Source organism: Streptosporangium sp. DT93 (genome assembly GCF_049844535.1).
In the GTDB taxonomy this organism is placed as follows: Bacteria; Actinomycetota; Actinomycetes; order Streptosporangiales; family Streptosporangiaceae; genus Streptosporangium.
The window spans coordinates 164,204-186,077 of sequence record NZ_JBNCLF010000015.1; the positions used below are offsets into that span (position 1 = coordinate 164,204).

Here is a 21,874-nt window from a genome sequence, read left to right on the forward strand (position 1 = left end):
CGCCAACAACAGGGCGGGGTCTTTGTACGGACGCCATAGTCCCCGCAACGGCCTCCCGGGCGCCCATCTCCCAGGGAACCTCACCAGGCCCTTCGGGGCCTCCTCACCATAAGCTCTCCCCATGCGTTCTCGACGGTCGTGTCTCGCGGTCCCCGGTAGTAACCCCCGCTTCCTGGAGAAGGCCCAGGGGCTCGCCTCCGACGAGGTCTTCCTCGACCTGGAGGACTCGGTCGCGCCGTCGGCCAAGGAGGGGGCGCGCAAGAACATCGTGGCGGCCCTGCGGGAGGGCGACTGGTCGGGCAGGACGAGGGTGGTCCGGGTCAACGATCTGGGCACCCGGTGGACCTACCGCGACGTCATCGAGGTCGTGGAGGGCGCGGGGGAGTTCCTCGACTGCCTGATGCTGCCCAAGGTGGAGGACGCCGCCCAGGTGATGTGGCTGGACACCCTGCTCACCCAGATCGAGAAGGCCAACGGCCTCCCGGTCGGGAGGATCGGCATCGAGGCCCAGATCGAGAACGCCAGGGGCCTGGTCAACGTGGACGCCATCGGCGGCGCCTCCCCGCGCCTGGAGACGCTGGTCTTCGGCCCGGCGGACTTCATGGCCTCGATCAACATGCGGACCCTGGTGGTCGGCGAGCAGCCGCCCGGCTACACCGAGGGCGACGCCTACCACTACGTCCTGATGCGCATCCTGATGGCCGCCCGCATGCACGACCTCCAGGCCATCGACGGCCCCTACCTGGCGATCAAGGATCTGGACGGGTACCGCCGGGTGGCCGGCCGGGCCGCCGCGCTGGGCTTCGACGGCAAGTGGGTGCTCCACCCGTCCCAGATCGAGGCGGCGAACGAGGTGTTCTCGCCGTCGCAGCAGGACTACGACCACGCCGAGCTGATCCTCGACGCGTACGAGTACCACACGACGGTCGAGATGCGCGGCGCGGTCATGCTCGGCGACGAGATGATCGACGAGGCGTCCCGGAAGATGGCGCTGGTGGTCGCGGCGAAGGGCAGGGCCGCCGGTCTGGAGCGGACGAGCGCCTTCACACCGCCTACAGCTTGACCCCGATGGCGGTGAAGAACCAGAACGAGGAGGTCAGCCAGAGCCCGGTCAGGGCGACGAAGGTCAGCCCGCCCAGCATCGGGAGGGTCCAGCCGGGCAGCCCCCGCTTGGGCAGGGAGAGCATCTTCGCGGTGAAGACACCGTAGAAGAAGCAGCCGAGCAGCGAGTGGATCATCACGCGCGGCACGTCGAACTGGCCGCCCAGCGCGTACAGGCAGTGCACCGCGACCGGGATCGTCAGCAGGAACGCCAGCCGTCCCGACCAGCGGTGCAGGGTGCCGATCCAGGGCACGTCCAGTTTGATCCGGCCCCACATGACCAGGGCGGAGAAGAGCTGGACCAGCGCCAGCAGGAACGCGCCGGTGGTGAGCCAGGCCTTCATGGCCAGCGCCCCGGAGAAGCCCGCCACGCCGATCGCGTACCCGGTGGGCGCGTGCAGGCGTCCGTAGACGCCCAGCCCGACCGCGACCAGGCCGCCCACGACGAGCGGTGCGAGGAGCGGGGTGAGGTTCTGGCGCTCCGGTACGGGTGTGATCTGTGTGTCACTCATCAGAAGCCCTCGATGAACTCGTCGACGTCCTGGGGGTCGACCTCGACGCCGTCGACGACGGCGTTCCGGCCGGGCTCGGGGATCGCCACGTCGGCGACCTCGTCGTTCACCACGGTCAGGCCGACCCTGGTGCCGTCGTCCAGGTAGATCCATCCGGCGCGGACGTTCGCGCCGCGGACGATCGCGGTGGCCCGGTAGAGGCCGGAGGGCTTCTTCACGACCGGGGCGTCGAAGGTCCACTTCCTGCCGTTGAACGCCAGGGTCCCGGCGGCCTTGCCGCCGCCGAGCTTCGCGGTGACCGAGGCGTCGTTCCGGCCGGACAGCGTGATCTTGCCGTCGGCGGCCTTGCCCTTGAGCCAGGCCTCGATCCTGCCGTCGCAGAAGTACGCGACGGCCTTGCCGTTGCGGATGGAGACGGCGATCAGTCCGCCGTTGCCGGTGACCCGCCCGGCGTAGTCGGCCTTGACGGGGGTGGGCTTGGCGGTCTTGACGGCCGCGGGGGCGGGGGTGGGTGTGGCCTTCGAGGGGGCCTCGGCCGTCTCGGCCTGCGCGTCGACGTTCTGCGTGGTGGGTGAGGTGGTGGCGCTGACGGTGCCGAGGACGACGGCCGTCACCGCCCCGGCGATCAATGTGTATACGGGCCCCAGCCGTTTCATGTCTGCTCCCTGGGGTGGTGGGTTTCTGAGTCAGGTCTACAGGCGGTCGCCGGTGGAGTCTGTGAACTAATCCGCACAGGACGCCATGAAATGAAAGGTGGCCCGGGGGTACGGCGCCTCTCGCGCGGCGGGTGATCGCAAAAATATGCGGACAAAAGCCCGCAATAGCGACAGCCGCTCGATAAATCTGACTAGAGAGGTCTCGTCATCGCGGCCCGGACGTGTTGCTCTGGACTGTGGGTGGCCCGCCCCGGACGACGGGCCGGGAGAGGTGATCGTTTACAGGGAACGGGGTAGGAGTAGGGTCGCGTGCGATTTGCCGCATCCATAGGGGTTGCGGCCTACCGGCACGGAGATGACTGGAACGATCCGGGGTGGTGGCCCCGGGCCGAAACGGGCTTCCTGCGAGGAGGTGCTGAGCGTGGCCTCGGGCTCCCACGACCCGCGCTCGCGAGAGTGGCCGCCGGGCGACGGCGGCGTGCACGGCGACGGCGCTCACGGCGGCGGTGCCCATGACGGCGGTGCCCGCGGCGACGGCGTCCGTGTCACGGGTGCGGACCCGCACGGGTCCCCGCCCACTATCCAGCACTCTCCGCCGGGCCCCTCCGGCGAGGATCCGCGCGGGGTGCCGCTGGCCTCCCCGTGGATGCTTCCGCCCTTCTCGGCGCCGACCCCGGACGACGACGAGCCGCCCCGGGCCCGCCCCGAGGGGCTGGGCGGCGAGCGCCGCCGTCCGTACAGCAGGCCCTACGCCCCCACCCCCGGCCCCGCCGGGCCGCCCTCCTCCGACGAGCGGCCCCCCGCCCCCCCGTCCCCGCCCCCTTCCCCGGCCTCCGGCGCCCCCGGCCAGGGCACTCCCACGGCCGAGCCGATCGAGCCGTCCGGTTCGTCCGAGCCAGTCGGTCCGGCCGGTCCGTCCGGACCGGACGGGGCCCCCGGCCCGGACGCCCGGACGGGCGGAGCCGGCCGCCACGCCGTACCCGAGGGCGGACGCCCTCGTCTGGTGGACCGTCCCGACCTGCTGGTCGCCTCGGGCCCCCCGCCCGAGCGCAGAGGCAGGAGAAGGGCGGGAAGACCCGATCTCCTGGTCGCCTCCGGCCCGTCCCGCGAACGGGACGGCGGGACACGCCCCGGGACCCCGCCCCAGGAACCGCCGTCCTCCCCCGCGTGGGAGGGGATCAGGACGGGGCCGAGCATTCCGGCCACCCCCGAACCCACGCCGGAACGCGCCGCCGATCGGGAGCGGCCTGTCGCCCCCGTCCCGGAACCCGGGCCGGAACGACCTTCCTCGGACCGGGAACGGCCCGTCGCACCCGTCCCGGAACCCGGGCCGGAACGACCCTCCTCGGACCGGGAACGGCCCGTCGCACCCGTCCCGGAACCCGGGCCGGAACAACCCGCCGCCGATCGGGAGCGGCCCTTCACGCCCGTTCCCGGACCCGCGCCCGAGCCGCCCGCCGGGCAACCGCCGGTCGTCCCTGAGCGGGCCGACGCGTCCGTGCCCGAGCCGCAGTGGCCCGAGGAGCCGTTCGAGGACGACTTCGAGCCGGTACGCAGGGTGGGCAGCCCGCCGGGAGGCAGGCCCGCGAGGCCCGACCGCCTCGTCGCGCAGGGCCCGCCGGGCAGGCGCGGCCCCAACGGCGGGCGGCACCACCGCCCTGCCGCCGCGCCCTCGGCGGTCAGGCGCTCCAGCCCGACCAGGCGCAGGCGCGGCCGGGGCGTGGTGCTCCCGTTCCTGATGGTCATGGTCCTGGCCGTGGCCGTCGGCGGCGGCCTGGTCTACTGGGGCTGGGTGAGCAGCCCGTTCGCCACCGGCCTCCAGCTCGTCGGCGACGAGGTGGGCCTGGGCGACGACGACTTCGTGCCGCAGGCCGGTGTCGGCGGCAACGGCTCCAACCAGGTGCTCAACGCGGTGAGCGCGGTGGGCTCCGTCATCGTCGCGGTCGGCAGCGACACCACCAGCCCCGTTCCCCGCCCGCTGTTCCTGGTCTCCTCCGACTCCGGCGCGACCTGGAAGCTCGGCAAGGTGACCGGCCCGGCGGGGCAGGAGACCGGGCCGACCACGGTGGGCCGCGTGGCGGGCGGCGACGGACGCTGGGTGGCGGCGGGCAACGACCCCCTCGGCTCCGGCCACGGCCTGTGGACCGGCTCCGACGGCGAGGAGTGGACCGCCGTCGACCAGGCGACCCTGGACGGCGCCTTCTCGCGCGGCGACAAGATCATGGACCTGGCCAGGACCCGCTTCGGTTTCGTCGCGGTCGGCGCGGCGGTGCTGGAGGACGGCGGCACCGGGGCCGTCGCCTGGGTCTCCCCGGACGGGCGCGCCTGGGACCGGGTGGAGACCCGGGAGATCGGCATGCCGGACAAGGTGCGGGGCATCAAGGCGGTGGTCGCCAGAGGGGACGCCGTCGTCGCCCTGGCCGACCCCGCCCAGGGACAGTCCACCTCGGTCGTCCTGCGCTCGACCGACGGGGGCCGGACGTGGCAGCGGACCGGTGCCGCGCTCGACGGCGTCGTTCCCGAGCCGGGCGCGCTGGCCGTGGCCGGGGACGGGTTCGTGCTCGTCCCCACCCAGCAGCGCGACGACAAGGGCGAGGTGCGCGTCCACTGCTCGCCGGACGGCGCCGAGTGGAAGTCCTGCGGCGCCATCACCGGCCTGGGCCCCGACGGCTCGGGCGTCAAGCGCCTGGCCTCCTCCTCGGCCGGGGTGGCGGCGGTGGTCGAGTCGGGCTTCGAGCGCTACACCGTCCACACCAGCGCCGACGGCCGCGACTGGCGGAAAACCACCGACCTGGGCGAGGTGCCGGGCTCGCTGCGGGCCCTGGCCCTGTCCGACGCGGGCACGCTCGTCGTCGGAGGCGACGAGCGCGCCGCCGACGTGGACAACCGGGTGGTCCTCATCACCGCGCCCAAGGGCGGCGAGCCGCGACCGGTCACCCTCGACGGGATCGCGGGCCTGACCAGGGCCGCCCGGGAGACGGCCAGGGTCGCCGCCGGGGACGGCAGGTTCGTCGCGGTGGGGTCGGTCTCCGGCGACGCCGGGATCTGGAGCATCGGGGCCGTCCGCGGGAACTGGGCGTCGGGCGGACCGGCGCGGCTGCTGGGCGGGCCGCGGCGCCAGGCGCTCGCCGACGTCGCGTACGGCGAGCGGGGATGGCTGGCCGTGGGCAGCACCATGACCGACGCCTCCTCCACCGAGCCGCTGCTGCTCACCTCGCCGGACGGGGAGAGCTGGCGCAGGGTCCCGGTGCTGGAGCCGCTGGCGCCCGCGGGCGACCACGACTTCCTCGCCCCGCACGCGGTGGCGGCGGGGGCGTCCGGCTACGTCATGGCGGGCGAGGACCGCGGCCCGTCCGCGACCGTGCCCGTCCTGTGGTTCTCACCCGACCTCAAGCGCTACACCAGGGCGGCCAAGCTTCCCGCGGGCGGCACGGGGGTGCGGCTCCACGACGTCTCCGCGACCTCGTCCGGGTACGTGGCCGTCGGCGGCACCGGGACGGCCGAGCGCGAGACCGGCGTGGTCTGGGTCTCGGCCGACGGGGTCACCTGGAACGCGCGCAAACCGGTCCTGCCGCCGGGAGCGAGCTCGGCGGGCCTGCGGCACGTGGTGCTGTTCGGCGGGTACGTCGTCGTCGGGGGCACCGCCAGGACCGACGACGGCGTCCGGGCCTTCGGCGCCGTCTCCACCGACAACGGCATGAGCTGGGAGTTCTCCTGGCTCCCCGCCGACCGGGCGTCCGCGGTCCACGACCTCGCCGCGACGCCCGACGGCGTGATCGCCGTCGGCTGGCAGGGCGTCCCCGGCTCCGGCGACAGCGTCGCCTGGATCTCCGAGGACGGGCTGACCTGGCAGCGGCACACCCCGGGCCGGGGCGGCCCCGACGGCCTCGACGGCGACGGCGCCCAATGGCTCGGCGCGGTGGCGGTGTCCGGGGACCGGGTGCTGGCCCTGGGCCGTTCCACCACCTACAGCGCCGACCACCTCGTCCTGTGGCGCTCCACGCTCACCTCGGCGCGATGACGCCCCAGCCGGTCAGTGCGTCCATCAGGCCGGGGACGAGGGGGAGCGAGGCGAGTTCGGCCGGGGTGAACCACCGGGCGTCGGCGGCGTCGTCACCGGCGGCGAGCGCGCCGCCGGTGACCTCGGCCAGGTAGTCGCGGATCTCGTAGACGGCCCCGCCGGGCCCGGGACGGTCGACGGTCCCGGCGAGAGGCCCCGGTACGACGCTCAGCCCGGTCTCCTCCAGCACCTCCCTGGTCACCGCCTCGGGGTCGGACTCCCCGGGCTCGACCCGGCCGCCGGGAATCGACCACAGACCCTCACCCGGGGGACGGCCACGACGGACCAGGAGCATCCGCCCGGAACCGTCGACGACGATCGCCCCGACACAATTTACGCGCACATGAAGAAGATTACAGTGTGATAACGAGCAAGCCCCTTGACGGCGGACCCCGGAAGAAGCACCGTTGGTAGGCGTGAAAGCCGCCCCTGTATGCCCACGGTGTTTCGGTCCGCTCCGCCCGCCGGGCGCCTGGTCGAGTTCCTGGAGCTGCGGTCCGCACGGTGACGTCCTCCCGCTCCATCCGCCCAGACCCCCCTCCACGGCCTCGGTCGAGGCCGTCACCCGCGTCTCCCAGGTCCCCGTCTGGGTTCCCTGGCCGCTGCCCACGGGCTGGCTGGTGACGGGGTTCGCCGACGTGGGCGACGAGCGCTACGGCGCGCGGGCGGCCGTGGTCGCGCTTTCCGGCCCCTCGCTGACCCACGGGCCCGCCGACCTGCTGCTCGTCGCCGAGGAGCCGGGCGTGGGGCTCGGCGCGGCGCTCGCCGGGCTGGAGGGTACCGATCCCGGGACCGGGTTCGACAAGGGCCCGCCGCACGCCAAGATCGACGTCAAGGGACACCCCGCCGCCATGTGGTGCGTCTCCGCCGCCCCCGACCGGGCCGTCTACGCGGGCGAGGCGCTGGGGAACTGGCTCTGGGCGATCGTGTGGCCGGTCGAGGCGGGCTACCTGATCACCCTGGCCGAGCTGGCGCTGCGCGACCTGCGCGACCGCGACCAGACCCTCGACCTCCCGTTCGGGGCGTTCTCCCCGCGCCTGGCGGCGCTCTTTCCCCCGAACGGTTAGGGCCTGTTTCGAAGTTCGGTATGGAGCGACGTGTCGCGATCGCTACACAAAGAGATCTCCGGTGGAGGGTTCAACGACCAAGAAGAACCTGTCGACCACACCGCACCTGGCCTGTGGGCAGGGCCGGAAACTGCTGTCGCCGGTTCTGACAGGGCGCCGCGTCTTGGGATGAGACAGGATTTTCCTGGACGAGCCCGGCCCTCGGTGGCCTGTTCCCCGAAGACTTCCGTTTCGGAGTCCATCCAAAGCGCACAGGTCAGGCGTGCGGGCTATCGGATGGATCGGGCGATTCCCGTCTCCTTGGATCGAACACTCACCCGGGGCGTGTTTCACCCATTCCGGCGAGCGGGACCGGACCGGACGCCCAGCGGGACCGGGCCTGTACGGGCCGGGCGTCCGGCGGACGCCCGGCGGGTCACCGCCCGGGCTCGATTTCGGCGCCGCCGGACATCACGTGGCGCGTCATCGGAAGCTTCAGGAAGTCGTGCGGGAAACCGAGCTCGACGGCGCTCACCCGGTCGAGGGCGCCCAGCTCGTCCTCGGTGAAGGTCACCTCCAGGGCGGCCAGGTTGTCCTCCAGCTGCGCGAGGGTCCTCGCCCCGACGATGGGCGAGGTGACCGCCGGGTTCAGCAGCGTCCAGGCGAGCGCGACCCGCGCCGGGGTGGTGCCCTTGCCCGCCGCGACCTCCTTCACCACGTCGGCGATGTCCAGCGCGCGCTCGGTCAGCGAGCCGTTGGCCGCGGCGACGTTCTTGCGCGTCCCCTCGGGTTCGGCGGAGACGCCGTGGTCCAGGTCGGCGCGGGTGTACTTGCCCGTCAGCACACCGCTCGCCAGCGGTGACCAGGGGACCACCCCGAGCCCCATCTCCCGCGCCATCGGGACGAGGTCGCGCTCCACCGTCCGCTCGACCAGGCTGTACTCGATCTGCAGGGCGACCAGCGGCGACCAGCCGCGCAGGTCCGCGATCGCCCCCATCCGGGAGACCTGCCACGCGGGGGTGTCGGAGATGCCCAGGTAGAGCACCTTGCCGGCGCGGACAAGGTCGTCCATGGCCCGCAGGATCTCCTCGACCGGGGTCGTGAAGTCCCAGGCGTGCAGGTAGAGAAGGTCGATGTAGTCGGTGTCCAGCCGTCGCAGGCTCGTCTCGACCGAGGCGACCATGCTCTTGCGGTGGTTGCCGCCGGAGTTCGGGTCGCCGGGGCGCGTGGCGACCGTGTACTTCGTGGCGGCCACCACGCGCTCACGACGGCCGTGCATGAACTCGCCGAGCAGCTCCTCGGACGTTCCGTTGGTGTACTGGTTGGCGGTGTCGACGAAGTTGCCGCCCCGGTCCACGTACGCGTCGAAGATCCGGCGCGACTCGTCCTTGTCGGCGCCCCATCCCCAGTCCGCCCCGAAGGTCATGGCCCCGAGCGCCAGCGGCGAGACCCGCAGGCCGGAGCGGCCCAGCAGGCGATAGCGATCAAGTGAGACAGATCCAGTCACAATGGTCTCCAAGCACGGTGATGCGGCATGACGGTCTCGCCCGGGGCTCGCACCGCCGCCGGGAGCGAGCCGCCCGTCTCATCGTGCGGCGGCCGCGGGAGGGGGACCAGCGAAGGCCTGTCCTGGGACTGACCGTCCCAGGCGGACCGCGGCTACGATCGAGGGGGTGAGCGGCGGATTGGACCTGACCCACGAGCTGGCGGTGTTCCTGCGGACCCGCCGTGAGCGCCTGACCCCCGAAGACCTCGCGCGCGCGCCCCATGGCCGCCCGCGCCGCACCCCCGGCCTGCGCCGGGAGGAGGTGGCCGAGCTGGCCGGGGTCAGCGTCGACTACGTGGTACGCCTGGAGCAGGGGCGGGGGCTGCGCCCCTCGGCCGAGGTGCTCGACGCCCTCGCGCGGGCGCTGCGGCTGAGCGACGACGAGCGGGCCTACCTGTTCGACCTCGCCCGGCAGCGGCCGGTGAGCCGGCCGCCCGCGCCCGGCCGGGCGCCGAGCCCGCTCGCCCGGCTGGTCCACGACCTGTCGCCGCTGCCGTGCATGCTGGTCGACCACCGGTTCGACATCCTCGCCGCCAACCACGAGATGCACGGGCTGATGCTGAACCTCGACCGCCTGCCGGCCGATCAGCACAACACGCTCCGGCTGTGCATCCTCCGCCCGGAGTACCGCGACTTCTGGCGGGACCGTGAGCCGGTCATCCGCGAGTGCGTCGCCGACCTGCGCGCGGCGTGGGCGGCGCGTCCCGACGACGCGTACCTGGAGGCGCTGGTCGCCGAGCTGACGTCGGGGAGCGAGGAGTTCGCGCGGCTGTGGGCCAGGCACGACGTCAAGGTGAACGGCCGGGGCCGCAAGCGCCTGCTGCACCCCGTCGCCGGCCCGCTCTCCGTCGACTACGAGGTGCTGAACCCACTGGGGGACCCGGATCGGCGGCTCGTCATCTACCGCGCCGCCGACCCCGCCTCGCAGACCGTCCTGGATGCCATCGCCGACGGCACCGCCACCTTCGTACGCTCCGGCGCCCCGGGCGAGCCGTCCCCGCGGTGACACGCGCGCCGGCCGGGCACCCGGCCCGGCCCGCCGCTATCGCGCCGGCGTGGCGGGGTGCGGGTCGACGCGCGCGGCCCCGAAGACCCACGGGGAGGTCTGGGCGATGAAGTCCCCGGGAAAGCCGAGCGTGAAGTCCGCGGCCTCTTCCAGGCGGGTGACGCTCTCGGGCGGGAGGACGAGGTCGACGGCGGCGAGGTTGTCGCGGAGCTGGTCGACGTGGCGTGCCCCGACGATGGGGTGGACCGCGCGGGAGCGGGTCGTCGTCCAGGCGATCGCCACCTGTGAGGGTGTGGCGCCGAGGTCGTCGGCGACCTCCTGCACGACCCGGGCGACGGCGTGGTCGCGGGCCGAGAGCGACGCGGCGTCCAGCCGGCCGCCGGAGGCGGGTGTGTCCGGGCGGGTGTACTTGCCGGACAGTACCCCGCCGCCCAGCGGGCTCCAGGCGGTGACGCCCAGCCCGAGGGACTCGGCCATCGGCAGCAGCTCGCGTTCGATGTCCCGCTGGAGAAGGTTGTAGGGGACCTGCAGCCCGATGAAGGGGCTCCAGTCGTGCCACTGCGCGAGTGTGTTGGCGCGGGCCACGACCCAGGCGGGGGCGTCGGAGATCCCCACGTACAGCACCTTGCCGGCCCGGACCGCGTCGTCCAGCGCGCGCATGGTCTCCTCGATCGGTGTGTCGCGGTCCCACATGTGCACCCAGTACAGGTCCAGGTGGTCCGTGCGCAGGCGGCGCAGGCTGGTCTCCAGTGAGGCCCGTAGGTTCTTGCGGTGGTTCCCGGCGGCGTTGGGGTCGGCGCGGTCGCGGGACACGGTGTACTTCGTGCCGAGCACGAACGAGTCGCGCCGGCCCCGCAGCAACTCGCCGAGGATCTCCTCGCTGGCTCCGTCGCGGTAGTTGACGGCGGTGTCGATCATGTTGCCACCGGCCTCGGCGTACACGTCCAGCATCCGCCGGCACTCCGGGAGCGGCGCGCCGACCCCGCCCTGCTCGCCGAAGGTCATCGCGCCCAGGACCAGCTCGGAGACCCGCAGTCCGCTCGTGCCCAGCGTGCGGTACCTCATGGCGTCGCCGATCCGGCGAACAGCTCCGCGGCTCGCGCCTCGACCTCGTCGCGCGGCACGTCGCGTACGTGCTGGTCCAGGGCCCACCGGTGCCCGAACGGGTCCAGGAACTGGCCGGTGCGCTCCCCCCAGAACGCGTCGTGCATCTCCTCGAAGACCGTGGCCCCCGCCCGCAGGGCCCGTGCCCAGGCCGCGTCGGCGTCGGGGACCCGCACGTGCAGGGCGGCCGAGGTGCCCCCGAGGCCGGCCGGTGACCGCATCCCCCGGGCGGGCATCTCACCTGCCACCGCCAGGACGGTGTCCCCGAGCAGCAGTTCCACGGTCAGCGTGCGGCCGCCGGGGAGCGTGATGCGGTTCGTCTCCCGTGCGCCCAGGGCGTCGGCGTACCAGGTGGCGGCCTGGTCCGGATCGGTGACGACCAGGTGGATCGCTGTCTGAGTCATGAACATGACCATACAGTGTGTATGGACAATATGTCCAGACGGTCTGTTTGCATCCGTTACGATGGGGGCATGTCCTCCAAGCCGACCGCGCGCGCCTCCCGGAGATCCGGCCCGGCACCGGCGCCCGCCGAGCTACGGGCACGGATCCTGTCCGCGACGCGCGAGCTGCTGCGGCAGCGCCGCTTCGACGCCCTGAGCGTGGCCGACGTCCTCACCGCCGCCGAGGTCTCCCGGGCGAGTTTCTACTTCTACTTCCCGAGCAGGCAGGCCGTGCTCGGCGAGCTGGTGCGCGAGGCCGTCGCGCAGGGGCGGCAGGCGGCGCGTCCCTGGACCGACGGGCGGCAGGACCCGGTCACCGCGCTTCGGGCGGGCGTGAGCGACGGCGCCCGGCTGTGGCGCGACAACGCCGGCGTGCTCATGGCGATCGTGGAGAACTGGGCGTCGGACGAGGACCTGCGGGCCCTCTGGCTGGAGCAGATGAACCTGTTCACCGACGCCGCCGTGGCGCGCATCCACTCCGACCCGCACGCCCTCCGGCGGCTCGGCTCCCTGGACGTGCGCACCGTGGCCGCCTCGCTGACCTGGATGGGCGAGCGGCTGTACTACCTCGCGGCGGCCGGGGTGCCTCCGTTCGACGACGAGGAGGTCCTCGTCGACACCCTCACCAACGCCTGGACGTCGATCCTCTACGGCGATCCCGCCCCCGGCCGGGATCCCGTACGGGACGGTGCGGGCGACCCTCGGTCACGGCCCGACCGGGACCAGGTTGTTCCAAAGGCGGGTGAGCCAGTCGCTGACGGCGGCGATTTGGGCGGCGGCCTGCAGGCCGTACACGATCCGCCGCCGGGCACCTGAGCGCTCCACCGGCGAGACAGGGAGTGCACCGCCTGCCGGAAGCCATGGCGCTCGGGCGCGTCCCGCCACGGCGCCCCGGCCCGGACCCGCCACCGGATCCCGTCGATCAGCCGCCGTGTGGTCCACCGCGACGGTCGTCCCGGCTTCTCGGCCGCGGGCAGCGGCGGTCGCAGGACCGCCCACCGCTCATCGGTCAGGTCGAACCGCCGCGTCACCGCTGGGGTGGTCACGAGTCTCCGGTGTGCGGGTTCTTCTTGGTCGTCGAACCCTCCACGGGAGATCTCTTTGCGCAGCGACCGCGGCACACCGGACTTCGGAACAGGCCCTGAAGGACTCGCCGCCGGTTCCGGACGTCCGGGGGGTCCGTGCCGGTCCCCCCGGACGGTGCGGGAGACCGGTGGCTTCCCGCACGGCGGGACCGGTCACCGTCCCTGACAGGCCGTCAGGTCCTCCGCCCGTCCTTCGGGAGGCCGTCCCTCAGGTGGGCGTGACCGGCCTCCAGGCCCGCCAGGGCGACGACGCCTGCCGCGCGGGAGGCGAAGTCGGCCTCGTCGGCGGCCACCACGTCGCCCTCCACGGTCACCCCCGGCGGGGGATCGTCCCAGCCCACCGGGGCGGCGTCCCAGAGGTTGCCGCGCAGGACGACGTTCTCCAGCGGCGGCGAGACGCGCAGGACGGCGGTGTTGTCGGCGCGCTGGACGACGTTGCCCTCGACGGTGACCCAGGCGGCGCCGTAGTCGGTGTAGAGGGCGAAGTTGTACGGCGTGAGCGTGTCCCGCACGACGTTGCCGCGGATCACCGCGCCGTCGTCGTGGGAGCCGCCCTGCGGGCCGGACAGGTAGATCCCGCCGCCGTCGGCCAGCACCTTCAGCGTGTTGAAGACGAGGTTGCGCAGGACGCGGGTGCTCCGGCCGGGGCCGACCACGATGCCGCAGTGCGGGACGTCGTTCACCTGGTTGTGGGCGATCGTGCACTCCTCGCCCCCGGCCACCGCGAGACCGGGCGAGCCGGAGTACTCCAGGCCGATGTCGTGGACCAGGTTGTTCTCGATCCGTACCCTCCGGCTCCCGGTGACCGTGAGCCCGCCGCCGCGGACGTCCTCGAACACGCTGCCCCTGACCAGGACGTCCGTGCCACCGGAGAACCGCAGCGCGGTGGCACCCAGCCGGGTGAAGCGGCACCCCTCGACCGTGACTCGTACGGCGTCCTCGAACACGACGTTGGCGGGGATCGTCAGGGATTCGGCCGGGACCGTCACCCACGCTCCCTCGCCGAACGACACCTTCTCGATCGGCCCCCCGTCGTAGTAGCCGGTGCCGTGGTAGTGCAGGAAGCCCTCGGGGCGGTTCGGCCGCAGCCAGGTGGCGTCGGCGAAGGTGACGCCCTCGAAGGTGACGTCGTGCGCGCCCGTGACCCTCACCAGGGTCTCCAGGGCGGACGCGACGGCCTCGGTCCGCCCGGGGTCCTCGCCGGGTCGGGGCCGGTAGCGCAGTACGTGCCGTCCGGGCCGGGAGGTGTCCAGGACGAAGGTGCCCGGCTCGGTCAGGAACCCCGTGCCGTTCTCCACCCGGGTCGGCAGGCCCGGTCCGTAGGACTCGCCCCCGCCCTCCCAGGGCACCACCGAGTTGTAGAGCTCGACGGCCCAGCCGAAGGCGGGCTGCGTCATGGTGACGACGGTCGCCTCCCCGTCGGCCTCGACGGCGGCGACGCCGAGGCGGGCCTCGGTCCACGGGTAGACGCCGCGCAGGACGAACTCCACGTCGGCGGGGTTGCCCCAGTTCCTCGGCTCCGCGCTGTCGGTGACGTACCCGGTGGCGGTCCTGACGGCGGTCCCGGGGAGGCCGTCGATCGCCGCCCGGCCGGCCTCGCGGCCGCCGACGCGCAGCCCGCGGGTCTCCAGGTCGCCGACCTCGGCCAGCCAGACGCCGTCCCGCAGGTCCCAGCCGGTGATCGGCCTGCCGCCGCTGACGACGGTCTCGCCGCCGTCCCCGCCCCGGTAGGTCACGCCGGAGTCGGCCTCGGTGAGCTCGAAGGTCTCGGTGAGCCGGTGGGTGCCGGGGAGCAGGTGCACGACGACCGGCGCGTCACGCTCCGGAGCCCGGGCGGGGATCCGCGCCGGATCGCGGGCGGGGCCGCCGTCCGGGTCGCGGATCGGATCGCGGGCCGGGTCGCGGACCAGATCGCGGATCAGGTCGCGGGCGCGGGTGAGGGTCGCCAGCGGACGCTGTGAGGTGCCGGGCCCGGCGTCGTCGCCGGAGGGGGACACGTAGAGTTCGTGCAAGAAGGGCTCCCTGTTTATGCTGTAAACAAATTTACACACTATAAACAGATAAAGGAGTCGAGCGTCAAGGAAGAGGGAGGGGGCACGGTGGCCGCCCAGGAGGATCCGGACCGGACCGTCGAACTGCTGTGGCGGGAGCCGTGGGACGCCACGGCGAGGCAGGGGCTGAGCATCGGCGCGATCGTGCGCGCCGCCGTCGAGATCGCCGACGCCGAGGGGATCGGGGCGCTGTCCATGCGGAGGGTCGGCGAGCGGCTCGGCTTCACCGGCATGTCGCTCTACCGGCACGTCCCGGGCAAGGCGCAGCTCGTCGACCTGATGTGCGACGCGGTGCTGGGCGAGACCGGCTCCGGGACCGGCTCCGGGACCGGCTCCGGGACCGAGGCCGAGGCCAGGGCCGAGCCCGAGCCCGAGCCCGAGGTCGGGGCCGGGGGCGGGCCGACGGGGGTTCAGGGCGGTCCAGGCGGGTGGCGCGAGGGGATGGAGGCGTGGGCGCGGGGCTACCGGGCGCTGTACCGCCGTCATCCCTGGTTGGCCGGGGTGCGCGGCACCCGGTACGTCCCCGGCCCGAACTCCGTCGCCGGCTTCGAGCGCGCGCTCGCCACCGTGGCCGGGACCGGCCTCGGGCCCGCCGAGATGGTCGCCGTGGTGGGCCTCGTCGGCCGTTTCGTGGAGGGCGAGGCCGTCAGGGAGGCGGAGGTCGCCGAGATGGAGCGGCGGACGGAGGTCTCCGAACAGGACTGGTGGGGGGCCAGGCGGTCCCTGTTCGAGGAGCTGTCCCGCTATCCGACGCTGACCGCCGTGTGGGAGGCGGGCGGTTACGACGAGCCCGAGGACCCGTTCGAGTTCGGCCTGCGGCGGGTGCTGGACGGCATCGAGATGCTGGTCCGTCAACGTGATGAAAGACGTGATGAAACACCCTCGTGTGTGGTGTGCGGTACGGCCGTGGAGCGGGTCGGGACGGGACGCCCGCGCGCGTACTGCTCGCGAGGCTGCCAGCAGCGCGCCTATCGCCGGCGCCGGTCCGGACCGCAGGGCGGGATCAGGCAGTAAAGTTCGGAAGCGTGACAGCGCGTATCGAGCGAGTGGTGACCGAGGGCGTCGTCGATGTCGACGGCGTCGAGCACAAGGTCGAGAACAACACGTGGATCCTGGGCGACGACGAGGACGCCATCGTCATCGACCCCGCGCGCGACGCGGAGAAGATCCTGGAGAAGGTCGGGAAGCGTGAGGTGCTGGCGGTCATCTGCACCCACGGCCTGCCCGACCATGTGGGCGCGGCCATCGAGGTGGCGGCCAGGGACGAGGCGGTGATCGCCCTCCATCCCAAGGAGCGACCGCTCTGGCGGCTCACCTGGCCCGACACCTGGCCGGACATCGAGATGGAGGACGAGGGCCTGTTCGAGGTCGGCGGCGTCCAGCTGGAGGTCATGTCCACCCCGGGCATCTCCCAGGGCGGCGTCTCGCTCTACTGCGAGAGCCTGGACGCGGTCTTCACCGGCAAGACCCTCCAGGCCGACGGTCCCGGGCGGATCGGCGGTGAGTACCCGGCCCTGGCCGACCAGCTGACCGCCATCGGCGGGCGGCTGTTCACCCTGCCCCACCGCACCCGGGTGCTGCCCGCGCACGGCGAGGAGAGCACCATCGGAGACCTGGAGCCCCAGTTCGACGCCTGGCTCTCCGGTTCGCTGACCCGCGGCGCGGAGGCCCCCGAAGAGGAGGGGCCGCTGACCGACGGCACGCGCGCGGCGGGAATCCGGCTGAACCTGCGGGACGAATAGTCCTCGATGGACCAGCTTCCCCTGGAGGGCATGCCGCGGCGGTTGTACTCCTGCACGCCGTCGCGGCTGAACAACTGGCTCGACTGCCCCCGGCGCTACCGGTTCACCTACATGGACCGGCCGGCGCCGCAGAAGGGCCCGCCCTGGGCGCACAACAGCGTGGGCGCCAGCGTGCACAACGCCCTGGCCGCCTGGTGGCGGGAGCCGCCCGAGCGGCGAACGCCCCAGGTCGCCGGGCTGCTGCTCGCCCGGGGGTGGATCACCGAGGGGTTCCGCGACGCCGAGCAGTCGGCCACCTGGCAGGACCGGGCCCGGGAGATGGTCTCCGGGTACGTGGCGAGCCTCGACCCCTCCGCCGAGCCGGTCGGCGTCGAGCGCACGGTGGCCACGAAGACCTCCACGCTGGCGCTGTCCGGCAGGATCGACCGCCTCGACCGCCGGGGCGACGAGCTGGTCGTGGTCGACTACAAGACCGGCCGCCGCCCGCTCGGCACCGACGACGCCCGCTCCTCGCTGGCCCTTGCGGTCTACGCCATCGCCTCCTCGCGGATGCTGCACCGGCCCTGCCACCGGGTCGAGCTGCACCACCTGCCGACGGCCTCGATCGTGGAGTGGGAGCACACCGACGAGTCCCTGGCCCGTCACCTCGGCCACGCCGAGGAGATCGCCGAGGAGGCGTCGCGGGCCGACGACCGCTACCGGGCCTGGGCCGCCGAGGCCCGCCCCGCGACCGGAAGAACCGCCACCGGAAGAACCGCCACCGGAAGAAGCGCGACCGGGAAGACCGCCACCGGAGGGGCCGCCGCCGGGCGGACCGCCGGCGCGGCCCACGGCTCGCGGGCCGGGGGGACGGACCGGACCCCGCCCGCCGTGCCGCCGGAGATCGACGCGACCTTCCCGCCCCGTACCGGGCCGCTCTGCTCGTGGTGCGACTTCCGCCGGCACTGCCCCGAGGGGCAGGCCGCAGGCGAGGGCCGCGAGCCGTGGGCCGCGCTGGCGGACTGAGCGCGATCCCGCCCTCAGTGAGCGCGGTCCCGCCGTCCAGGGGTCCCGCCGTCCAGGGGTCCCGCCGTCCAGGATGACCGGAATGCCCTTCCGGGAGCCGCCGAGGGCCGGTCAGGCCCCCGGGGGCCCGGGACGCCCGTCCGGCCAGCGGCGGGGGTCGGTCAGGCCCCTGAGGCCCGCGGAGACGTCGTAGCCCGCCGCGCCGAGCCGTCGCCGTGAGGCGGCGAGCATGTCGCGGGTCCCGGCGGAGAAGGCCCGGTCGTGGACGTGCTCGGGAAGGACGTCCAGGGTCAGCCGGAACGCCCTCAGCGCCGCGGTCACCGCGGGCCGCGGCACCTCGGGCAGCACGCCGTACATCCGCCTGGCCCAGCCGGGCAGGGAGAGGTAGCAGAGCGCGCCGAACGGGAGATAGGCGGGCTTGCCGGGGGTGAGGGCGCGCATCCCGTCGGGCAGGCGCGGCCAGAGCAGGAAGCGGACCGTGGACGCGGCCTCGGGCGTGACCCTCAGCAGGGGCCGTACCGAGGTGAGGTAGTCGTCCAGCTCGGACAGGGAGCCGGGCACGTCCTCGGCGTGCAGCCCGACGTATCCGGCGCTGCGCCGCTGCTCGGCCAGGTAGCGGTCGGCCTGACGGTCGCTGAGGGCGAGTCCCGCCCGCCGCGCCACGGACAGGTAGGAGGAGACCTCGGCGCAGTGCACCCAGAGCAGCAGGTCCGGGTCGTCCACCCGGCGGGTCCGGCCGGTGCCGGGATCGTGGACGCGCAGCCGCCGGTGGATCCCGCGGACGTGGCGCCCCACCTCCTCGGCCTCCCCGGGGCTGCCGAAGGTGACCCGGCCCACGAAGTCGGCCGTGCGGCGGAGCCTGCCGAACGGGTCCCGCCGGAAGTCGGAGTTCTGCCACACGCCGCGCATCGCGACCGGGTGCAGGGCCTGGAGCATGAGACCGCGCACCCCGCCCACCCACATGGAGCGGTCGATGTGCACGAGCCAGCTCACGGTGTGCGGGGGCTGGACGACGACGTCCTCGATGCTCGCCATGGTAAGTGAATGATTACACGGCATTCGACGGGACGTCCAACAGCGGGAGGGTCCTCGCGCGGGGTGGGGTGGGGTGACCGGGCCCTACGGTTCGGTGGCCGCGCCGCGCTGGGTGGGCTCACCGGGCCTTCGGTTCGGTGGCCGCGCCGCGCGGGGTGGGCTCACCGGGCCTTACGGTTCGGTGGCCGCGCCGCGCGGGGTGGGCTCACGGCGGTCGTGCGGGAGGACCCGTGGCGGGCGCGGTCAGCTCCGCAGCGGGTTCTCGGCGGCGTTCCAGAAGCGGATGAGCGCGGCGGCCGTGGTCTCCGGGGCCTCCACCGCGGGGGAGTGGGCCGCGCCGGGGACGACCACGCAGTCGGCGTCCAGGCGGTGCGCCATCTCCGCCTGCAGGTGCGGGGGCCAGCCGTCGTCGTGCTCCCCGTACAGGACCAGGGTGGGGACCTCGACCTGGGTGAGCTCGTCGCAGCGGTCCGCCGCGGAGAGCACCTCCTCGGTCATCGCGAACATGCCGGGGACGGAGTTGGCGAACAGCCGCTTGCGCAGGAAGGCGACGATCTCGTCCGACACGCCGGCCGCCATCGCCTCGGGCTCCATCCGGGTGTTCCACAGGTGTTCCAGGCCCTGCTCGGGCAGCTCCGAGATCATGAAGCGTCCCGCCCGCGCGCGGGGCCCGACGATCGCCGCGGGCCCGGAGCTCATCAGCGTGTAGGAGGCGAAGCGGGTACGGCCGTCGATGACCGCCTCCCGGGTGACCAGGCCGCCGAAGGAGTGACCGACCAGGTGGATGGGGGCGCCGTGGCCGATCACCTGGGCCAGCATGTCGACGTCGTTGCCGAGCGAGGCGCAGGTGTAGGCGGACCGGTCGTCAGGGCCGCCGGTCTCGAACTGGCCCCGCATGTCGATCGCGACGACCTGGCGGCCCGACTGGGCGAGCGTCTGCAGGACCGCGATGAAGTCCTCCTTGCTGCCCGTCAGGCCGGGGACCAGCAGGGCGGGCCGACGCTCGGGAATGCCGCTGACCGGGATGGCCTCCAGTGCGGCGAAGGCGCCCACGGCCGTCTCGATCCGGCGGGAGCGAACGCCTGGAGGCAGGGTCAGAAAACGCGGCGTACTCACGTGGCCCCACGATACCTCTCTTGTTGACATCGCTCCGTGCGTCATGGAGCGCGAAAAGGGGCGCCACCGCACGGTCGCGCCCCTTTCGACACCGGGACCGCTAGCTCGGGCGGCGCGGTCCCCGCTGCGGCTGGCCGCCGCGCACCGGCGGCCTGCGGCGGCTCTGCACGCGCTCCGAGGCCGCCGAAGGGGCGATCTCGTCGTCATCCGAGGCCAGGTCCGGCGACTTGAAGATCACCGAGAACGGGCTCGCAGGAATGATCATCTCGGGCTGCGGCCGGGGCACGGGGGCCTCCGCCACGGGCTCGTCGTCCCAGTGCTCGGCCATGGTGTCGTCGTCCTCTCCGATATCCGTCACCGGCTCCTCGGCCCACGAGAGGGCCGGGGCCGTCTCGGCCACCTGCTCGCGCCTGCCGCGGCGACGGCGGGTGACCGCCTCGCCCTCGGCGGGCTCGGGACGAACCTGCTCCTCGGGCGTGCCGACGAGGCTCACCTCCGGGTTCAGGCCGGCCTTGCGCGCCCGGCCACGGCGGGGCGCGGGCTCGGCGTGCCGGTCGTCACGGATGTCCTTGTGCACTGCCACGTCCGTCTCCACCTCGGCGATCTCCGTCATCTCGACGATCTCGACGGTCTCGGCGACGGGAAGGACGTCCCGGAGCACCGGCGCGTCCTGGGTCTCCCGTACCGCCGGAACGTCCTGGACCGCCTGGGGCTCCCCGGCCGTGATCGGCGCGGGGGTCTCCTCGCCGGCCCGGCCGCCACGGGTGCGACGGCGCTCGCGGGACGTGCGCGCGGGGCGCTCACGGCGCTCCTCGCGATCGTCGTCGCGTCCCCTGCGGGAGTCGTCGCCCCTGCGGGAGTCGTCGCTCCTGCGGGAGTCGTCACGTCCCCTGCGGGAGTCGTCCTCGCGTCCCGTACGGGGAGAGCGGGAACGGATCCGCCCGGTCTCGCCGAGGTCCTCGACCTCCTCGGCGGCCAGGCCCGCGCGGGACCGGTTGGCGCGCGGCAGCACGCCCTTGGTGCCCGCGGGGATGTTCAGGTCGCTGAAGACGTGCGGGGAGGTCGAGTAGGTCTCGACCGGCTCGGGGAAGGAGAGCGAGAGGGCGTTGTTGATGACCTTCCAGCGGGTCATGTCCTCCCACTCGACGAAGGTCACCGCGATGCCCGTCTTGCCGGCCCGGCCGGTGCGGCCGATCCGGTGGACGTAGGCCTTCTCGTCCTGCGGGCAGTCGTAGTTGACGACGTGGGTGACGTCGTCGACGTCGATGCCGCGCGCGGCGACGTCGGTCGCGACCAGCACGTCGATCTTGCCGTTGCGGAAGGCCCGCAGGGCCTGCTCGCGCTGGCCCTGTCCCAGGTCGCCGTGGACGGCCGCGGCGGCGAAGCCGCGCTCCTTGAGCTGCTCGACGACCATGTCGCAGGCGCGCTTGGTCTCGCAGAAGATCATCGTCAGGCCGCGGCCCTCGCACTGGAGGAGACGGCCGACGATCTCGATCTTGTCCATCCGGTGCGTGCGCCAGACGAACTGGGTCGTCTGCGGGGTCGCCTCGGCCTCGACGTCGTTGTTCTCGGCCCGCACGTGGGTGGGGCGGGTGAGATAACGCCTGGACAGGGCGACGATCTCACCCGGCAGGGTCGCGGAGAACAGCATCGTCTGCCGCTCCGCCGGGATGAGCTTGATGATCCGCTCGATGTCGGGCAGGAAGCCCAGGTCGAGCATGCGGTCGGCCTCGTCCAGGACGAGGGTCCCGATCTGGCTGAGGTCGAGGTGCTTCTGCTTGACCAGGTCCAGCAGGCGGCCCGGGGTGCCGACGATGACGTCGACGCCCTGCTTGAGCGCCTCGATCTGGGGTTCGTAGGCGCGCCCGCCGTAGACGGTGAGGATCCGCGAGCCGAGCTTGCCGGCCGCCGTCACGAGGTCCTCGGTGACCTGGACGGCGAGCTCACGGGTCGGTACGACGACCAGCCCGCGGGGCTTCTTGCGGTTCTTCCTGGGCTTGCCGACACGCTGCAGCATGGCCACGCCGAAGGCGTAGGTCTTGCCGGTGCCGGTCCGCGCCTGGCCGATGATGTCCTGGCCGTTGAGGGCCAGGGGGAGTGCCATCTCCTGAATAGGGAACGGCGCGATGATGCCCTCGGTCTCAAGGGCATCGGCGATCTCTGGGGTGACTCCGAGGTCTCGGAACGTCGTCAGCTTGGCCTGCCTCATTCTCCGTTGAAGGCAGACCCGCCGGGACCACGGGCAGAAAACGTGTTCCCCGTGCCGGGTCCTCGCGGAAGGTCCAGCCCTCTCATGTCATCAGCGACCGCTGCGGCGTCACGCCGACTTTTGGGGGCGTACGGGAGTGGATATCCCGGATTAACAC

Annotated in this window: 18 protein-coding genes and 1 pseudogene; 8 read left to right on the forward strand and 11 right to left on the reverse strand. The window is 73.2% G+C overall.

What is annotated here, in order from left to right:
* Window positions 1-121 precede the first annotated feature (121 nt).
* Window positions 122-1,063 carry an HpcH/HpaI aldolase/citrate lyase family protein gene (locus ACLQ2R_RS28505; protein WP_386243914.1) on the forward strand — a complete coding sequence of 314 codons (942 nt, stop codon included), beginning with the start codon at window positions 122-124 and terminating at the stop codon, window positions 1,061-1,063.
* Here ACLQ2R_RS28505 and ACLQ2R_RS28510 read toward each other — a convergent pair.
* Both ACLQ2R_RS28510 and ACLQ2R_RS28515 read right to left on the reverse strand, forming a co-directional pair.
* On the reverse strand, window positions 1,053-1,613 hold the full coding sequence (locus ACLQ2R_RS28510; RefSeq protein WP_425963858.1) for a DUF6529 family protein: 561 nt from the start codon (window positions 1,611-1,613) through the stop codon (window positions 1,053-1,055). The two genes, ACLQ2R_RS28505 and ACLQ2R_RS28510, sit on opposite strands and share 11 nt — an antisense overlap.
* Window positions 1,613-2,269 carry a hypothetical protein gene (locus tag ACLQ2R_RS28515; protein ID WP_425963860.1) on the reverse strand — a complete coding sequence of 219 codons (657 nt, stop codon included), beginning with the start codon at window positions 2,267-2,269 and terminating at the stop codon, window positions 1,613-1,615. The genes ACLQ2R_RS28510 and ACLQ2R_RS28515 overlap by 1 nt, the downstream gene beginning before the upstream one ends.
* Before the next feature lie 1,498 nt (window positions 2,270-3,767).
* Between ACLQ2R_RS28515 and ACLQ2R_RS28520 the strand changes: the two genes are divergently transcribed.
* Window positions 3,768-6,290: a hypothetical protein gene (locus ACLQ2R_RS28520; RefSeq protein WP_425963862.1), complete on the forward strand. Its 2,523-nt coding sequence runs from the start codon at window positions 3,768-3,770 to the stop codon at window positions 6,288-6,290.
* Here ACLQ2R_RS28520 and ACLQ2R_RS28525 read toward each other — a convergent pair.
* Complete coding sequence (locus tag ACLQ2R_RS28525; RefSeq protein ID WP_425963864.1) at window positions 6,274-6,672, reverse strand: NUDIX hydrolase; 399 nt, start codon at window positions 6,670-6,672, stop codon at window positions 6,274-6,276. The genes ACLQ2R_RS28520 and ACLQ2R_RS28525 overlap by 17 nt on opposite strands.
* A gap of 73 nt (window positions 6,673-6,745) precedes the next feature.
* Here ACLQ2R_RS28525 and ACLQ2R_RS28530 point away from each other — a divergent pair, with 73 nt between their 5' ends.
* Entirely contained in the window at window positions 6,746-7,396 is a 651-nt protein-coding gene (locus ACLQ2R_RS28530) for a DUF6758 family protein (RefSeq protein WP_425963866.1), read from the forward strand.
* 415 nt (window positions 7,397-7,811) lie between these two features.
* Here the strand turns inward: ACLQ2R_RS28530 and ACLQ2R_RS28535 are convergent, their stop codons facing one another.
* On the reverse strand, window positions 7,812-8,882 hold the full coding sequence (locus ACLQ2R_RS28535; protein ID WP_425963868.1) for an aldo/keto reductase: 1,071 nt from the start codon (window positions 8,880-8,882) through the stop codon (window positions 7,812-7,814).
* A gap of 166 nt (window positions 8,883-9,048) precedes the next feature.
* Here ACLQ2R_RS28535 and ACLQ2R_RS28540 point away from each other — a divergent pair, with 166 nt between their 5' ends.
* On the forward strand, window positions 9,049-9,927 hold the full coding sequence (locus ACLQ2R_RS28540) for a helix-turn-helix transcriptional regulator (protein WP_425963870.1): 879 nt from the start codon (window positions 9,049-9,051) through the stop codon (window positions 9,925-9,927).
* A gap of 36 nt (window positions 9,928-9,963) precedes the next feature.
* Here ACLQ2R_RS28540 and ACLQ2R_RS28545 read toward each other — a convergent pair whose 3' ends face one another.
* Complete coding sequence (locus ACLQ2R_RS28545) at window positions 9,964-10,992, reverse strand: aldo/keto reductase (RefSeq protein WP_425963872.1); 1,029 nt, start codon at window positions 10,990-10,992, stop codon at window positions 9,964-9,966.
* Complete coding sequence (locus tag ACLQ2R_RS28550) at window positions 10,989-11,435, reverse strand: VOC family protein (protein ID WP_425963874.1); 447 nt, start codon at window positions 11,433-11,435, stop codon at window positions 10,989-10,991. Before ACLQ2R_RS28550 ends, ACLQ2R_RS28545 begins: the two co-directional genes overlap by 4 nt.
* A gap of 69 nt (window positions 11,436-11,504) precedes the next feature.
* Between ACLQ2R_RS28550 and ACLQ2R_RS28555 the strand changes: the two genes are divergently transcribed.
* Window positions 11,505-12,290, forward strand: coding sequence for a TetR/AcrR family transcriptional regulator (locus ACLQ2R_RS28555; RefSeq protein WP_425963876.1), 786 nt, complete (start codon window positions 11,505-11,507; stop codon window positions 12,288-12,290).
* 56 nt (window positions 12,291-12,346) lie between these two features.
* Here ACLQ2R_RS28555 and ACLQ2R_RS28560 read toward each other — a convergent pair.
* Window positions 12,347-12,595: pseudogene (locus ACLQ2R_RS28560) on the reverse strand (transposase); the annotation flags it as partial.
* Window positions 12,596-12,732: 137 nt separating this feature from the next.
* The gene (locus tag ACLQ2R_RS28565; RefSeq protein ID WP_425963878.1) at window positions 12,733-14,571 is read right to left on the reverse strand and encodes a right-handed parallel beta-helix repeat-containing protein; all 1,839 of its coding nucleotides are present in this window, start codon (window positions 14,569-14,571) and stop codon (window positions 12,733-12,735) included.
* Window positions 14,572-14,658: 87 nt separating this feature from the next.
* Between ACLQ2R_RS28565 and ACLQ2R_RS28570 the strand changes: the two genes are divergently transcribed.
* Genes ACLQ2R_RS28570 through ACLQ2R_RS28580 form a run of 3 tightly spaced genes read left to right on the forward strand, consistent with a single transcriptional unit; the run spans window position 14,659 to window position 17,357 of the window.
* Window positions 14,659-15,624, forward strand: a complete 966-nt coding sequence (locus ACLQ2R_RS28570) for a TetR/AcrR family transcriptional regulator (protein ID WP_425963880.1) — start codon at window positions 14,659-14,661, stop codon at window positions 15,622-15,624.
* Between the two features lie 11 nt (window positions 15,625-15,635).
* The gene (locus ACLQ2R_RS28575) at window positions 15,636-16,352 is read left to right on the forward strand and encodes an MBL fold metallo-hydrolase (RefSeq protein ID WP_425963882.1); all 717 of its coding nucleotides are present in this window, start codon (window positions 15,636-15,638) and stop codon (window positions 16,350-16,352) included.
* Between the two features lie 6 nt (window positions 16,353-16,358).
* On the forward strand, window positions 16,359-17,357 hold the full coding sequence (locus ACLQ2R_RS28580) for a RecB family exonuclease (protein WP_425963884.1): 999 nt from the start codon (window positions 16,359-16,361) through the stop codon (window positions 17,355-17,357).
* A gap of 111 nt (window positions 17,358-17,468) precedes the next feature.
* Here ACLQ2R_RS28580 and ACLQ2R_RS28585 read toward each other — a convergent pair whose 3' ends face one another.
* From ACLQ2R_RS28585 to ACLQ2R_RS28595, 3 genes are all read right to left on the reverse strand, one after another.
* Entirely contained in the window at window positions 17,469-18,392 is a 924-nt protein-coding gene (locus ACLQ2R_RS28585; RefSeq protein ID WP_425963886.1) for an oxygenase MpaB family protein, read from the reverse strand.
* A 243-nt stretch (window positions 18,393-18,635) separates the two neighbouring features.
* Window positions 18,636-19,508 (reverse strand): alpha/beta fold hydrolase, encoded by an 873-nt coding sequence (locus tag ACLQ2R_RS28590; RefSeq protein WP_425963888.1) that lies wholly within the window; start codon window positions 19,506-19,508, stop codon window positions 18,636-18,638.
* Between the two features lie 100 nt (window positions 19,509-19,608).
* On the reverse strand, window positions 19,609-21,612 hold the full coding sequence (locus ACLQ2R_RS28595; RefSeq protein WP_425963890.1) for a DEAD/DEAH box helicase: 2,004 nt from the start codon (window positions 21,610-21,612) through the stop codon (window positions 19,609-19,611).
* Window positions 21,613-21,874: the final 262 nt, after the last annotated feature.

Coding starts and splice junctions, on each gene's coding strand:
- ACLQ2R_RS28505 (WP_386243914.1), top strand. CDS start 122: ATGCGTTCTCGACGGTCGTGTCTCGCGGTCCCCGGTAGTAACCCCCGC.
- ACLQ2R_RS28510 (WP_425963858.1), bottom strand. CDS start 1,613: ATGAGTGACACACAGATCACACCCGTACCGGAGCGCCAGAACCTCACC.
- ACLQ2R_RS28515 (WP_425963860.1), bottom strand. CDS start 2,269: ATGAAACGGCTGGGGCCCGTATACACATTGATCGCCGGGGCGGTGACG.
- ACLQ2R_RS28545 (WP_425963872.1), bottom strand. CDS start 10,992: ATGAGGTACCGCACGCTGGGCACGAGCGGACTGCGGGTCTCCGAGCTG.
- ACLQ2R_RS28550 (WP_425963874.1), bottom strand. CDS start 11,435: ATGACTCAGACAGCGATCCACCTGGTCGTCACCGATCCGGACCAGGCC.
- ACLQ2R_RS28555 (WP_425963876.1), top strand. CDS start 11,505: ATGTCCTCCAAGCCGACCGCGCGCGCCTCCCGGAGATCCGGCCCGGCA.
- ACLQ2R_RS28580 (WP_425963884.1), top strand. CDS start 16,359: ATGGACCAGCTTCCCCTGGAGGGCATGCCGCGGCGGTTGTACTCCTGC.
- ACLQ2R_RS28585 (WP_425963886.1), bottom strand. CDS start 18,392: ATGGCGAGCATCGAGGACGTCGTCGTCCAGCCCCCGCACACCGTGAGC.
- ACLQ2R_RS28595 (WP_425963890.1), bottom strand. CDS start 21,612: ATGGCACTCCCCCTGGCCCTCAACGGCCAGGACATCATCGGCCAGGCG.